The following is a 14,061-nucleotide window of genomic DNA, read 5'->3' on the forward strand; positions in this document are numbered from 1 at the left end:
TGACTCTCCTCATCGACGGACCACGAAGGTACCGCGAGGTCCCGCCCTCGCCGATCCGACGCCGGTCAGGGCACTTCAGCCCGTCCGGCGTTCGAGGACTAGGCCGTCGAGGCCGAAAGGGGGTCCGGGGCGCGGCCCCGGGGACACGAGTCGCGACACACCCGCACCCGCACCCGCACCCGCACCCGCGGACGCGAAACGCCCCGAACCTTACGAGTGCCCGAGATCCGCCGCTTCGTCCTCGGCCACGGACACCGACCCGGAGTCCGCCGCCGGCCGCAGCGGGAACGGATCGACCCGCGTCTCGTCGATCACCGGCGGAGCCACCCGCGGCGGCTTCGGCATCACCGCGGCCTCGGAGTGCCCGCCGCACCCGTAGGCCAGCGACACGACCCGCCCGTCGGCCGGGGAGAACTCGTTGGCGCACACCCCGAAGGCCTGCCCCAGCGACCCGCCGATCCGCGCCAGGAAGCCACAGCTCACGCAGGATGCGGGAGCCGCCTGGGCCATCGCGGTCTTCGGCCCGAAGGACTCCTCCCAGCGGTCGGCGGCGACGTGCAGCCCGTAGCGGGACAGCACCCGGGAGCGGCGCAGGCCCAGTTCCTCGGCGACCGCGGAGATCGTGCCGCGGGCCGGGACCGCCGACAGTTCGGCGGGCGGTCCGGCCGTGAGCTCGGCGTCCTCCGCCTCCACCAGGTCGGCCATCTCGTGGGAGACGGCCGAGTTCGGCGGCGGCTCGTCCTCGCCGGTCCAGCCGGGCTCCAGCCGCAGGTCGTCCGCGTCGGTGGGCAGCAGGTCGCCGGGGCCCATGTCGCCGGGGCGCAGCCGCTCGCTCCACGGCACCCACTCGGGGGCGAGGAGGGCGTCCGGGCCGGGCAGCAGCACCGCCTCGTCCACCGTGACGATCTTGGCGCGGGAGGCGCGGGCCACGGTGACGGCCCATCGCCAGCCGCGGTAGCCGAGCTCCTTGCAGGCGAAGTGGTGGGTGACGACCCGGTCGCCCTCGGACACCATGCCCTCGTGCTCGCCGACGACGCCGGGTGCGGCGGCCTCCTCGGCGGCGGAGCGGGCGAGGTCGACCGCCTCGGCGCACAGGCGGTCAGGGGTGCGGCTTCGCGTTGTCGCTGCGCTCACAGGTATCGCTTCTCTCCATACGCCGTCTCACGAGTGCGCCCCTGCCTGCGAGGGGCGGACGGAGCGGACCTGTGGACCGCGTCGACGTCCGCGCCCGATCGCGCTCGGGCGCACCTACGTCATCCATTCTGCGGGATGCCCGTGAGGCGCGCGGCCGAGAACGTTCGCCACGGCGCGCTACGCACGCTACCTGCTCATGTGCGCTGGGCCTACACCGACGGGAGTTTCGGCGGGGTACGGCCTGACGTTCCCCGGTCGCGCCGGCCCGGCGGCGGCACCGCCGTCACCCGACTCGATGGCCGCCATACGTGCCGTATCGACGCTACAGCCCCGGCTTCCGGGGCACTATGACGGGGTGGCAGCCGCACGTACGGAGTTCAAGGGCGGGAGCCGGGGGCGCGGTCCCGGCTCCCGGTTCCGTGCGGTCGGCCGGGCGCTGCGCCTGCCGGTGACCGGAACGGCGCGCGGCATCCGGAAGGCGACGCACGCGCACGGCGCCGGCGAGTCCGGCCTCGGCAAGCTGATCGAGCTGCACGGCGTGAACGGCGCCGGTGACGTGATGATCACCGTCGCCCTCGCCTCCACCGTCTTCTTCTCCGTGCCGACCGACGAGGCGCGCGGGCGGGTCGCGCTCTACCTGGCCATCACCATGGCGCCGTTCACGCTCCTCGCGCCGGTGATCGGCCCGCTCCTGGACCGGTTGCCGCACGGCCGGCGCGCGGCGATGGCGGCCGCGATGGGCGCGCGGGCGCTGCTCGCGCTGGTGCTGTCCGGGGCCGTCATCAGCGGCGGCATCGAGCTGTATCCGGCGGCGCTCGGCGTGCTGGTCGCCTCGAAGGCGTACGGCGTGGTCAGAAGCGCGGTGGTGCCGCGGCTGCTGCCGCCCCGGTTCTCCCTGGTGAAGGCGAACTCGCGGGTCACGCTGTGCGGGCTGCTCGCCACCGGGGTGGCCGCACCGATCGCTGCGGGGCTGCAGGCGGTGGGGCCGCGCTGGCCGCTGTACGGCGCCTTCGTGATCTTCGTGGCGGGAACGGTGCTGTCGTTCACGCTGCCGCGGAAGGTGGACTCGGCGCGGGGCGAGGACCGGGCGCTGCTCGCCGCCGACGAACGGCACCTGCACGGCCCGCACCGCAAGCCCGTCAAGCGTCCCGGGCTGCGCACGGTGGGCCCGGCGGTGACCCACGCGCTGGCCGCCAACGCCGCGATCCGCTGCCTGTCCGGCTTCCTGATCTTCTTCCTGGCCTTCCTGCTGCGGGTGCATCCGCTGTCCGGGCAGAGCGCGGCCGTGTCGCTGGGCATCGTGGGGGTCGCGGCGGGCGCGGGCAACGCGCTGGGCACGGCGGTCGGGGCGTGGCTGCGGTCGCGGGCCCCGGAGATCATCATCGTGACCGTGGTCGCGGTGGTGCTGGGTACGGGGATCATCGCCGCGGTGTTCTTCACCACGGTGCTGGTGGCGTGCCTGGCGGCGGTCGCCGGGTTCGCGCAGGCGCTGGCCAAGCTGTCGCTGGACGCGCTGATCCAGCGGGACGTCCCGGAGCAGGTCCGCACCTCGGCGTTCGCGCGTTCGGAGACGCTGCTCCAGGTGTCCTGGGTGCTGGGCGGGGCGGTCGGCATCGTGCTGCCGCTCAACGGCACGCTGGGCCTCGCGGTGGGAGCGGCGATCATCGCCGCCGGGTGGCTGACGACCGTACGGGGGCTGACCGACTCGGCCCGGCACAAGGGGCCGGGCCGGGCGAGGGTGGCGTGATCACGCCACGCCGTACCCAGGTGGGGGGCGGGCCGGGGGCGCCGTATAGCCTTCGCACCATGACCACGTTGCAATCCGCTGTGCGACGCCGCCGCGCCGTCGCCGCCGCCGGCGCCGTATCCGCCGGACTGCTCCTGCTGTCCGCCTGCGACCAGCCGACCCCGATGTCGACGGTCACGGTCGGGAGCGACTCGGTCAGCTCCGAGGCCACCTGTGGCGGCGAGGGCAAGACCCTGGAGACCGCCGAGATCCAGAAGTGCCTCCAGAACGACGACGTCGACTCCATCACGGTCAACCCCGACGACACCGTCCGCTTCGGCGTGGACCCGGAGGTCGCGGACGAGCGCTGGACGATCCTGATGAACGGTCAGCAGCTGACCGACGACACGGACAACACCTACCGCACCGTGCCGGGCAGCGTGTTCTTCAACGCCCAGTACGGCGCCCAGGGCGACTCGACGCTCGTCACCATCAAGGTCGGCGACGGCAAGGACGACAGTCAGGAGGCCACGGGTCTGTGGTCCTTCCGGCTGAAGAAGGACGACTGACCACGTCCCCCGTGCGCGTCCTCGTGGCCACCGCGGTCCCCGTCGAACGGGACGCGGTGGCTCGGGCGTTCCCGGATCCGGGCGCCGAGGTGCCCCGCCCCGGGGTGACGCTGCGGCGCCTCCCGGAGGGATGGGACCTCCTGGCGGCCGGTGTCGGCCCCGCCCTCGCCGCCGCCTCCACCGCCGCCGCCCTCACCGCCGCGACGCTCGACGGCGCCCCCTACGGGCTGGTCGTCTCGGCCGGCATCGGCGGGGGCTTCGCACCTGACGCGCCCCTCGGCTCGCTCGTCGTCGCCGACGAGATCACCGCCGCCGACCTGGGCGCCGAGACGGCCGACGGCTTCCTGCCGGTGACCGAACTCGGCTTCGGCACCGTCACCCACCACCCGCCCGCCGCTCTCGTCGCCGCCGTCGCCGCCGCGACCGGCGCCCGCCCCGGCACCGTCCTGACGGGGTCCACCGTCACCGGTACCGCCGAACGCGCCGCGCTGCTGCGCTCCCGCCACCCGCGCGCCCTGGCCGAGGGCATGGAGGGCTTCGGCGTCGCCGAGGCCGCCGCCGCGCACGGGGCGCCCGTGCTGGAACTGCGCGCGGTCTCCAACCCGGTCGGCCCGCGCGACCGTGCCGCCTGGCGCATCGGCGACGCGCTGGCGGCCCTGACGGAAGCCTTCGGGAAGCTCGCACCCGTCCTCACGAGTTGGAACCCACATGACGACTGAGCCCTTGCGGACCGAGCCGCTTCGGATCGCGTACTCCCCCTGCCCCAACGACACCTTCGTCTTCGACGCCCTGGCCCACGGCCGCGTCCCGGGCGCCCCCGCGCTCGACGTGACGTTCGCGGACATCGACGTCACCAACGGCATGGCCGAGCGCGGCGAGTTCGACGTGCTGAAGGTGTCGTACGCCGTGCTGCCGTACGTCCTCGGCGAGTACGCCCTGCTGCCCTGCGGCGGCGCGCTGGGCCGGGGCTGCGGGCCGCTGGTGCTGACCAGGGAGGCGGACACGGACCTGCGGGGCCGTACGGTCGCCGTGCCGAGCGAGACGTCGACCGCGTACCTGCTCTTCCGCCTCTGGGCCGCGGACACCGTGTCCGGCGGGGTCGGCGAGATCGTCGTCATGCCGTTCCACGAGATCATGCCGGCGGTGCGGGACGGGAAGGTCGACGCGGGGCTCGTGATCCACGAGGCGCGCTTCACGTTCCAGAACTACGGGCTGCACAAGCTCGCCGACATGGGCGAGCATTGGGAGCAGACCACCGGGCTGCCGATCCCGCTCGGCGCGATCATCGCCAAGCGGTCGCTGGGCGAGGCGACGCTGACGCGGCTGGCCGAGTCCGTGCGCGCCTCGGTCCGGGCCGCCTGGGACGACCCGGAGGTGTCCCGGCCGTACGTGATGGAGCACGCGCAGGAAATGGACCCGGCCGTCGCCGACCAGCACATCGGGCTGTACGTCAACGAGTTCACGGCCGACCTCGGCGAGGACGGCTACGCGGCGATCCGGGGCCTGCTGACCCGCGCGGCGGCCGAGGGCCTGGTACCGGCCCTCGGCCCGGACGCGCTGGCGTTCCCGTAAGGGCGAGGCGGTCAGACGTCCAACTGGTCGGCGACCGCCCGCAGCAGGCCGGCGATCTTCTTGCCGGCGGTCTTGTCGGGGTAGCGGCCGCGCTCCAGCATCGGGGTGATGTTCTCCAGGAGGGTCGTCAGGTCCTGGACGATCGACGCCAGCTCGTCGGGCTTCTTTCGCTGGGCGGCCGCGACCGACGGGGCCGGGTCCAGCAGGGTGAGGGAGAGTGCCTGGTCACCGCGCTGCCCGGCGACCACGCCGAACTCCACTCGCTGCCCCGGCTTCAGTGCCTCGACTCCGGCGGGGAGGACCGAGGAATGCACGAAGACGTCACCGCCGTCGTCGCGGGAGAGGAAGCCGAAGCCCTTCTCGCTGTTGAACCACTTGACCTTGCCGGTAGGCACGTCTGTCCTCGTCCTCGTACTCGTCGGGAAACTGCTCGGAAACGGCTCTTGATAGCACTTGGGCGGGTCGTCCGACCCGCCGGTACCCAGGCTAATGGTCTTCAGCCCGGTGACAAGACGTCCCCCGGCTGTTCCTCAGGGCTGGGAACTACCCTGGTCGGGTGCGTGACAAAACCCAAACGAATTCCGCCGGGCCCGGTGACCGACTGATCCGCGCCGGAGCGATCGTCTTCCTCATCGGCACCGTGGCCACTCTGGTCACGGTGGCCCCGCTGCTGCTGGGCACGACACCGTTCCCCACCTACATGTTCGTGCTGAGCATGCTGATGGGAGTGGGCTTCCTCATCGCCGGCGCCGGGGTCTTCCAGTCGATCGCGGCGGGCCGGCGTCAGGCCCGGGCGGCGTCCGCCCCGTCGGCGCCGGCCGCGCGGTAGTCAGCGAGCCACTCCGGGAACTCCGTCAGGTCGCCGAGGACCACGTCGGCACCGGCCGCGCGCAGTTCCTCGGCGCTGCACGGGCCGCTGGCCACGGCCACGGAGCGGGCGTCCGCGGCGCGGGCGCCGCGGACGTCGCCGAGGTGGTCGCCGACGTACACGTCCGCGCCGTGCTCGCGCAGCGCCACGGCCTTCTGCTCGGCCCACAGGTCGCCGATCACGGCGTCCGGCTCGATGCCGAGGTGCGCCAGGTGCAGCTTGGCGTTCGGCTCGTACTTGGCGGTGACGACGATCGCCCGCCCGCCCGCCTCGCGGACGGCGGCGACGGCCTCGCGGGCGCCGGGCAGCGCGGGCGTGGCGGCGACCGCGTACGTCGGGTACATCTCCCGGTACAGGTCGGCGACGGCCTCGATCTCCTCGGCCGGGAACCAGTGCGCCAGCTCCTCGGCCAGCGGCGGCCCGAGCCGGGTGACGGCCAGGTCGGCGTCGACGTACGTCCCGGTCCGTTCGGTCAGCGCCACGTAGCAGGCGCGGATGCCGGGGCGCGAGTCGATCAGCGTCATGTCGAGATCGAAGCCGACGGTGGGCGCGGGGCGGGTCGTGGAGGCCATGGGCTCCATTGTGCCGGGCGGGCCGACGGGGCCGTCGGGGCGGTGCGCCGGTGCCGGGCAAGCCGGTGCGGGCGGTTGGACGGTGCGCCGGTGCCGGGCGGTAGCCGGTGCCGGGGGAGCCGGTGCGGTCAGAGGGGACGGTACGCCCGGGCCGGGCGAGCCGACGGGGCCTGCCGGGCGGTAGCCCGGTGCCGGGCGGGCCGAACGGGCGGCAGGCGCGGGACGGGCTCACGTCGGTGGGAGAGCTGCCGGGCCCCGGCCCGGGGCCAGGCCGGGCGCGCCGGGGCGCCCGATGGGTGCTGTCGCTCCCCGGCCGGGTCGTACCGCCGCTCGCCGCCCGCGTGGCCCGGGGCGGCGAAGCGCGTGCCTCCCGGCGGGCCGGCGCCGGCCCGCCGGGAGACGGCCCGCCGTCCGCCGCCGCGCCGTCCGGGCACCGCGTCCCACCGCTCAGCCCCGTGGCCGACGGGCCCGCCACAGGAGGTACAGGGCCGTGGCCACGGCCGCGGTGCGCAGGACCCAGGGCCAGGTCTCGGCGACCACGTCGTTCATCTGGCCCTCGGCGATGGGGTCGCCCCAGCGGCCCTCCGTGCGGCCCCACAGCCAGACGGCCCCGGCGGCGGCGACCGTGCCGGGCAGGCCCAGCACGGCCCACTTCGACTGGGCGGGCGTCAGGCGCCGGGAGAGGTAGGCGATCAGCCAGCCCAGGCCCATCGGGATCAGGCTGCCCAAGACGGCACCGGCGATCAGCAGGGCGGCGGCCAGGAGCAGCAGGGGGTTGTTCCAGCCGCCTTCGGGCCACAGGCGGGGCAGTCGGCGGCGCCGGACCGCGACCGTCTCCGCGGCGACCGGCTCGGCGGCCTCCTCCACCGTCTCGGTCTTCTCGGCGGCCCGCTGCTCCCGTTCCTTCCGCTCGGCCTCGTCCCGCTCCCCCGGCGGGGGCTTGAGCAGGTCCGGGATCTCCACCCCGCCGACGAACCCGGGTGCCTGGTCGCCGATCCCCCCGTACGGACCGCTGTCCACCCGCCACCAGTCGCGCCGCGCCGCGCTGTCGCCCAGCTCGTGGGCGCCCGCCAGGTGCGGCGGGGAGGCGGTGGATGCCGGGGAGGGGGCCGGTGCGGCCTCGGACGCGGTGGGGCGCGGGACGGCGCGGCGCAGCCCCCTGCGCTTCTCCTTCTCGCGCGGCCCGCCGTCCGGCTGTTCGGGCACGGCGGTGGGCGGCGGCACCGGCGGCCGGCGGTCACCGCTCGTACCGCCCGCCGCGTCCACGACGTCGTCGGGGCTGCCCAGCCGGTCCAGGATGCGGCGCACGGCGGCGGGACTGTCCACGGTGGTCTTCGCCCGGCTGCGGTCGATCTCGTTGCGCAGCTCCGACACCAGCCGCATGCGGGTGGCCGACGGCAGCTGCCGCTGCTGGGCCACGTCGCCGACGCGGCTCAGATACTCGAAGACGACCTGGTCGCTCTCGATCCCCACAGACCCCTCCGGGGCGGTGTGTTGTGGTACCCCGTCGGACGAAGGTACCGAATCCTCCCGTGCGCGGTGGACACCACCGCACACCTCACCGGTCCACGCGCCACCCCACCGTCATACCCACCCGCTAACGTGGGCCGGATGAGCACCGAGGAGAAGTCCGCGGCCCCCCGGTCCCTCGCGGAGGCGCTCCGCGTCAGGGACGACGTCTCGCTGGCCGCCCTCCTGCGCAGCCGTCCCGACCTCGTCACCCCCGTCCCCACGGATCTCACGCAGCTCGCCACCCGCGCCGGCACCCGCGCATCGGTCGTCCGGGCCCTGGAGCGGCTGGACCGGTTCGCGCTGCAGACGGCTCAGGCGCTGGCGGTGGCGGCGGACCCGGCGCCGTACGAGGAGCTGCTCGGGCTCATGGCCGGTGACGAGGGGGACCCGGCCGTCACCGCCGCCCTGCCCCGGGCCGTGGCCCTGCTGCGCGAACAGGCCCTGGTGTGGGGCGCCGACGACCGGCTGCGGCTGGTGCGCACCGCCCGCGAGCTGCTCGCGCCCTCCCCGCAGCACCCCTCGCCGACGGGGCTCGGCCCCACCGTGCGGGAGGCGACGGCGGGGATGTCGCCGGGGCGGATCCAGGAGATCCTCGCCGCGGTCGGTCTCGCCTCGACCCACGACTCCGTCTCCGCGGTGTCCGCGCTCGGCGAGCTGTTCGCCGACCGGACGCGGACGGCGGCGCTCCTGGCCGCGCTGCCCGGGGAGTCCCGGGAAGTGCTGGACCGCCTGGTGTGGGGCCCGCCGTACGGTCAGGTCACCCACGATCCGGCGCCGCACCTGCGGGCGCTGCTGGACCGGGGTCTGCTGCTGCCGACGGCTCCCGGCACCGTCGTCCTGCCCCGGGAGGTCGCCCTGCACCTGCGCGCGGGACGGGCACACCGTACGCCCGAGCCGGTGCCGCCGCCGGTGGAGGCGGCGGCCACGCACCGTCCACAGGTGGTGGACGCCACCGCGGCCGGGCAGGCGCTGGCGGCGCTGGCGACCGTCGAGGAGCTGCTGAAGGAGTGGGACGAGGGCGGCCCGGCGGTGCTGCGGGCCGGCGGGCTGAGCGTGCGCGACCTCAAGCGGACGGCCGTCGCCCTGGACGTGCCCGAGCCGGTCGCCGCCTTCTGGGTCGAGCTGGCCTACGCGGCCGGACTGGTCGCCTCCGACGGGGAGGCCGACGAGCGGTACGCGGCGACCCCGGCGTACGACGAGTGGCGCGAGCTGCCGCCCGCCGAGCGCTGGGCGCGGCTGGCCGAGTCGTGGCTGACGGCCACCCGCACCTCGGGGCTGGTCGGCGGGCGGGACGCGAAGGACCGCACGCTCTCGGCGCTCGGGCCGAACCTGGACCGTTCGGCGGCGCCGGAGGTACGGCACCGGGTGCTGGCCCTGCTGGCGGGGCTGCCCGAGGGTGCCGCGCCCGACGCGGAGTCGGTGCTGGCCAGGCTGCGCTGGGAGCGGCCCCTGCGCGGGCCGCAGCGGGAGCAGGGGGAGCAGCGGGAGGACGACCTGCGCAGCCGGCTCGCCCGGTGGACGCTGACCGAGGCCGAGCTGCTGGGCGTCACCGGGCGAGGAGCGCTGGCGGCGCCCGGCCGGGCGCTGATCGGCGCGCCGGAGCCCGCGCACCCGGCGGCTCAGCCGGAGCCCGTGGGCCCCGGCGACAAGCTCCCCGTGCACCACCACCGCGCGCCCCTCGCGCCCGCCCCCGTGACCCCCGCCGAACGGGGCGCCGCCACCGCGGCCGCGGCCCGGCTGCTCGCACCGCTGTTCCCCGAGCCGCTGGACCACGTGCTGCTCCAGGCCGACCTGACGGCGGTGGCGCCGGGGCCTCTGGAGCGGGAGCTGGCCGACGTGCTGGGGGTGCTCGCGGACGTGGAGTCGAAGGGCGGGGCGACCGTCTACCGGTTCACGCCGGGCTCGGTGCGCCGCGCGCTGGACGCCGGCCGGACCGCCGCCGACCTGCACGCCTTCCTGTCCCGGCACTCGCGTACGCCGGTACCGCAGCCGCTCACCTACCTGATCGACGACGTGGCCCGCCGGCACGGGCGGCTGCGGGTGGGCGCGGCCTCGGCGTACGTGCGCTGCGACGACGACGCGACGCTGGACGAGATCCTCGCCGACAAGCGGGCCACGGGCCTCGGTCTGCGCCGCCTCGCACCGACCGTGCTGGCCGCGCAGACCGACCCGGCGGCGCTGCTGGACGGGCTGCGCGCGATGGGGTTCGCGCCGGCCGCGGAGTCCGCCGCGGGCGATGTGCTGATCGCCCGCGCCGACGCCCGCCGCACGCCGCCGCGGGCGGCGCCGGAGCCCGTTCCGGACGGCCCGCCGGTCCCCGACGACACGCTGCTGACGGCCGCGATCCGTGCCATCCGGGCCGGTGACCTGGCCTCCACGGCCCCGCGCAAACCGGGGCACGCGGACGGTGCGGACGGCGGCCCGGCGGTGGGCGGCGAGCTGCCCCGCACGAGTGCCGCCGAGACTCTCGCCACCGTGCAGGCGGCCGTGCTGACCGGCGAGGCGCTGTGGATCGGCTACGTGAACGCGGAGGGCGCCGCCAGCCAGCGCGTCATCGCCCCGATCCGGGTGGAGGGCGGCTTCGTGACGGCGTACGACCACACGGCGGACGAGGTGCGCACGTATCCGCTGCACCGGATCACCGGCGTGGCCGAACTGGCCGACGACGCGCCCTGAACGCGCCCCGGTGCGCCCTTCTTTCGGGGGTAACGGCGGGATCATGCACGCCACGCCGGGTGATTAGCACCTGCGAGGGAGCTTTTTTCATATTCCGCATCGATTTTTCGGCGGTCGGGCAGCCACCGGGTGTCCTGCTCACCGAACGCGAAAGGAATCATCCGATGCGTGCCGTACGTCGAGTCGCCACCGTCCTGACCTCCACCGCCACGCTGATCGCGGCGTTCGCCGCCGAGGCCGCCGCGGTCGGCATCGACCTCGGCGGAGGTCTGACCCTCTGATCGCCTCCTGACCCCTTCGTTCGGGTACGTCCCGTGCCGGCGGGCCGGGTCCCAGCCCCCCTGGGCCCGGTCCGCTCCTAGCCCCTCCCCGCGGTTCTCCCGCGTTCTCCCGGTTCTCCCGGTCTCCCGAAAGGCACCTCATGCGCTCCGAGCTCCGCGATCCGGACCACGACACCACCGCACACGACAGCGCACACGACACGGCGCACGACACGGCGCGCTCCGCCGCCCGCTCCGCCGTGGCCGTCTCCGTCGCCGCCCTGATCACCGCCGCCGCGCTGTTCGGCGCGCTCGCTCCCAAGGCCGCCGCACTTCCCCTGCCGCTGCCGCCCACCGGCGTGGAGTCCCCGGTCACGGAGGGGGTCACCATCGAAGGCCCCCTGATCGGCAACATCAGTTGCAGGTAGCCCGGCCGCGCGATCAGGCACACTGGACGTTTGGCCGATCCGTCGAGTCGCTGTCGGCCGTACGCACGCGAAAGGGTGCCGCCCGTGAATGGTCCGCTCATCGTCCAGTCCGACAAGACCCTGCTCCTCGAGGTCGACCACGAGCAGGCCGGCGACTGCCGTCGGGCCATCGCGCCGTTCGCCGAACTGGAGCGCGCGCCGGAACACATCCACACCTACCGGGTGACCCCGCTGGGCCTGTGGAACGCGCGGGCGGCGGGCCACGACGCCGAACAGGTCGTCGACGCGCTCGTCGAGTACAGCCGCTACCCGGTGCCGCACGCACTGCTCGTCGACATCGCCGAGACGATGGACCGCTACGGCCGCCTCACCCTCTCCAAGCACCCGGCGCACGGGCTGGTCCTGACCACCACCGACCGGCCGGTGCTGGAGGAGGTGCTGAAGTCGAAGCGGATCGCGCCGCTGGTCGGCGCCCGCATCGACCCCGACACGGTGGCCGTGCACCCCTCCGAGCGCGGCCAGATCAAGCAGACGCTGCTGAAGCTCGGCTGGCCCGCCGAGGACCTGGCCGGGTACGTCGACGGCGAGGCGCACCCGATCGAGCTGGCCGAGGACGGCTGGGCGCTGCGTCCGTACCAGAAGCAGGCCGTGGAGAACTTCTGGCACGGCGGCAGCGGTGTCGTCGTGCTCCCCTGCGGCGCGGGCAAGACGCTGGTCGGTGCCGGTTCCATGGCGCAGGCGAAGTCGACGACGCTGATCCTGGTCACCAACACGGTCTCCGCCCGGCAGTGGAAGCACGAGCTGGTCAAGCGCACGTCGCTGACCGAGGACGAGATCGGCGAGTACAGCGGCACGAAGAAGGAGATCCGGCCGGTCACGATCGCCACGTACCAGGTTCTGACGACGCGGCGGAAGGGCGTGTACCCGCACCTGGAGCTGTTCGACTCCCGCGACTGGGGACTGATCGTCTACGACGAGGTGCACCTGCTGCCGGCGCCGGTGTTCAAGTTCACCGCCGACCTCCAGGCGCGCCGCCGCCTCGGCCTGACCGCGACCCTCGTCCGCGAGGACGGCCGCGAGTCGGACGTGTTCTCCCTCATCGGGCCGAAGCGTTTCGACGCGCCCTGGAAGGAGATCGAGGCGCAGGGCTACATCGCGCCCGCCGACTGCGTGGAGGTCCGGGTCAACCTCACCGACTCCGAGCGGCTCGCGTACGCCACCGCCGAGGCGGAGGAGAAGTACCGCTTCTGCGCGACGACCGACACCAAGCGCAAGGTCACCGAGGCGATCGTGCGTCGCTTCGCCGGGCAGCAGATCCTCGTCATCGGCCAGTACATCGACCAGCTCGACGAACTGGGCGAGCACCTGGGCGCACCGGTGATCAAGGGCGACACCTCCAACGCCCAGCGGGAGAAGCTCTTCGAGTCCTTCCGGCAGGGCGAGATCAGCGTCCTGGTCGTCTCGAAGGTCGCGAACTTCTCCATCGACCTGCCGGAGGCGACGGTCGCGATCCAGGTGTCGGGCACCTTCGGGTCCCGGCAGGAGGAGGCTCAGCGGCTCGGCCGGGTGCTTCGCCCGAAGGCCGACGGTCACCAGGCGCACTTCTACTCGGTCGTCGCCCGCGACACCCTCGACCAGGACTTCGCCGCCCACCGCCAGCGCTTCCTGGCGGAGCAGGGGTACGCGTACCGGATCGTGGACGCGGACGAGCTGCTGACGGAGAGCTGAGCGGACACCCCGGCCGGGTCAGGTCCGGCCGGGCCCCGGGGACGGTTCGTCGAGCTGGTCGATCAGGCCCCGGGGAGGGTGAACACCAGGATCAGGACGAACACCGGCGGCAGCAGCGACAGCGCGGCCGTCCAGATCCGCAGGGCGGACCAGCGCCGGGTCCAGGGCAGCGCCCAGGCGGTGACCCAGGCTCCGTGGGTGAGGAAGGCGCCGAAGAACAGGGTCCCGTGGATCAGCGTCAGCGAGGTCGTCAGCGCCCGCGAGCAGTCGGTGCCGCAGCTGTCGGTCGCCATGACCGACAGCAGGCCGAGGAACGCGGCCGCCGGTACCAGAACCGTAAGGAGCACGGTGGCGACGGTCGGTGCGATCCACGCCGTGCGGTCCCGCTGCTCCCGTGGGTTCCGCCGGGCGGCAGGGTACGCCGGCCATGCCGTGGGGCGCTGTGGGTTCATGCGGCAAGTCAAGCCGCGCGGGCGTGCCCCGCGCACCGGCGTGCGTACTCAGACCGGTATGCGTGCCTACTCACTCCGCGCGGCGGCGGGCGCGGCGCCACCGGTGGACGCGGGCGCCACCGGCGAGGGACGCGGAGTCACCGGCGAGGGACGCGGCGTCACCGGCGGCGGACGCCTGCCTCCTCGCCGTACTCGCCGAGGATGACGACGTCGAAGGCGGCGCCCGTGAACACCCGCACGGCGCGCAGAGCGTCACCGAGCCGGTGCCGGTGGCTGCCGGCCACGGGCGTGGCACCGGACGCGCGGCCCGGTCCCGGGGCGGGGGAGATGGTTGCTGCGCTCATGTCTCCATGGTGCGACTGCCCGCCCCCGACCGGCATCGGTCTGCGGGCCGAACCCCCGCCGCCTGCCGCTACGACCGTGGAGGGAGCGCATACCCCAGAGCGGAGTACGCGATCCCCTAGGGGGCGGACGGGGCGGAACGGCGGGGCACGGAAAAACCGTTGGCCCGCGCCGCCGCCGCTCCCCTAGAATCTCCGCTCTTGCCCGCCTCCCCACGGAGCG

At 74.5% G+C, this 14,061-nt stretch carries 14 protein-coding genes; 8 read left to right on the forward strand and 6 right to left on the reverse strand.

Annotation, left to right across the window (positions count from 1 at the left end; genetic code table 11):
* Positions 1-210 precede the first annotated feature (210 nt).
* A complete protein-coding gene (locus IE142_RS07655) occupies positions 211-1,134 on the reverse strand; it encodes a DUF3027 domain-containing protein (RefSeq protein WP_191884957.1) in 924 nt (307 codons plus the stop codon).
* Positions 1,135-1,429: 295 nt separating this feature from the next.
* On the opposite strand from IE142_RS07655, the gene IE142_RS07660 reads away from it, so the two are divergent.
* From IE142_RS07660 to IE142_RS07675, 4 genes are read left to right on the forward strand one after another with little or no spacing between them, the layout of a single operon-like run.
* The gene (locus IE142_RS07660) at positions 1,430-2,881 is read left to right on the forward strand and encodes an MFS transporter (protein ID WP_370466313.1); all 1,452 of its coding nucleotides are present in this window, start codon (positions 1,430-1,432) and stop codon (positions 2,879-2,881) included.
* Between the two features lie 59 nt (positions 2,882-2,940).
* Positions 2,941-3,429 carry a DUF2771 domain-containing protein gene (locus tag IE142_RS07665; RefSeq protein ID WP_229830225.1) on the forward strand — a complete coding sequence of 163 codons (489 nt, stop codon included), beginning with the start codon at positions 2,941-2,943 and terminating at the stop codon, positions 3,427-3,429.
* Positions 3,430-3,440: 11 nt separating this feature from the next.
* Entirely contained in the window at positions 3,441-4,148 is a 708-nt protein-coding gene (locus IE142_RS07670) for a futalosine hydrolase (RefSeq protein ID WP_229830227.1), read from the forward strand.
* Complete coding sequence (locus IE142_RS07675; protein WP_191884960.1) at positions 4,138-5,001, forward strand: 1,4-dihydroxy-6-naphtoate synthase; 864 nt, start codon at positions 4,138-4,140, stop codon at positions 4,999-5,001. The genes IE142_RS07670 and IE142_RS07675 overlap by 11 nt, the downstream gene beginning before the upstream one ends.
* Positions 5,002-5,012: 11 nt before the next feature.
* On the opposite strand, the gene IE142_RS37485 is transcribed toward IE142_RS07675, so the two are convergent.
* Positions 5,013-5,396 carry a cold-shock protein gene (locus IE142_RS37485; protein ID WP_073729623.1) on the reverse strand — a complete coding sequence of 128 codons (384 nt, stop codon included), beginning with the start codon at positions 5,394-5,396 and terminating at the stop codon, positions 5,013-5,015.
* Positions 5,397-5,557: 161 nt separating this feature from the next.
* Between IE142_RS37485 and IE142_RS07685 the strand changes: the two genes are divergently transcribed.
* On the forward strand, positions 5,558-5,830 hold the full coding sequence (locus IE142_RS07685) for a hypothetical protein (protein ID WP_043381701.1): 273 nt from the start codon (positions 5,558-5,560) through the stop codon (positions 5,828-5,830).
* On the opposite strand, the gene IE142_RS07690 is transcribed toward IE142_RS07685, so the two are convergent.
* A complete protein-coding gene (locus IE142_RS07690) occupies positions 5,785-6,441 on the reverse strand; it encodes an HAD family hydrolase (protein ID WP_191884961.1) in 657 nt (218 codons plus the stop codon). The two genes, IE142_RS07685 and IE142_RS07690, sit on opposite strands and share 46 nt — an antisense overlap.
* Before the next feature lie 447 nt (positions 6,442-6,888).
* Entirely contained in the window at positions 6,889-7,914 is a 1,026-nt protein-coding gene (locus IE142_RS07695; RefSeq protein WP_191884962.1) for a hypothetical protein, read from the reverse strand.
* Positions 7,915-8,052: 138 nt separating this feature from the next.
* Between IE142_RS07695 and IE142_RS07700 the strand changes: the two genes are divergently transcribed.
* From IE142_RS07700 to IE142_RS07710, 3 genes are all read left to right on the forward strand, one after another.
* A complete protein-coding gene (locus IE142_RS07700) occupies positions 8,053-10,629 on the forward strand; it encodes a helicase C-terminal domain-containing protein (protein ID WP_191884963.1) in 2,577 nt (858 codons plus the stop codon).
* 421 nt (positions 10,630-11,050) lie between these two features.
* Positions 11,051-11,317, forward strand: a complete 267-nt coding sequence (locus tag IE142_RS07705) for a hypothetical protein (protein ID WP_191885078.1) — start codon at positions 11,051-11,053, stop codon at positions 11,315-11,317.
* 84 nt (positions 11,318-11,401) lie between these two features.
* Positions 11,402-13,045: a DNA repair helicase XPB gene (locus IE142_RS07710; protein ID WP_100049637.1), complete on the forward strand. Its 1,644-nt coding sequence runs from the start codon at positions 11,402-11,404 to the stop codon at positions 13,043-13,045.
* A 62-nt stretch (positions 13,046-13,107) separates the two neighbouring features.
* Here IE142_RS07710 and IE142_RS07715 read toward each other — a convergent pair whose 3' ends face one another.
* Both IE142_RS07715 and IE142_RS07720 read right to left on the reverse strand, forming a co-directional pair.
* The gene (locus IE142_RS07715; protein ID WP_191884964.1) at positions 13,108-13,497 is read right to left on the reverse strand and encodes a hypothetical protein; all 390 of its coding nucleotides are present in this window, start codon (positions 13,495-13,497) and stop codon (positions 13,108-13,110) included.
* Positions 13,498-13,655: 158 nt separating this feature from the next.
* Positions 13,656-13,841, reverse strand: a complete 186-nt coding sequence (locus IE142_RS07720) for a hypothetical protein (RefSeq protein ID WP_191884965.1) — start codon at positions 13,839-13,841, stop codon at positions 13,656-13,658.
* Positions 13,842-14,061: the final 220 nt, after the last annotated feature.

This window comes from Streptomyces mutabilis (assembly GCF_014649815.1).
Taxonomy (GTDB): domain Bacteria; phylum Actinomycetota; class Actinomycetes; order Streptomycetales; family Streptomycetaceae; genus Streptomyces; species Streptomyces mutabilis.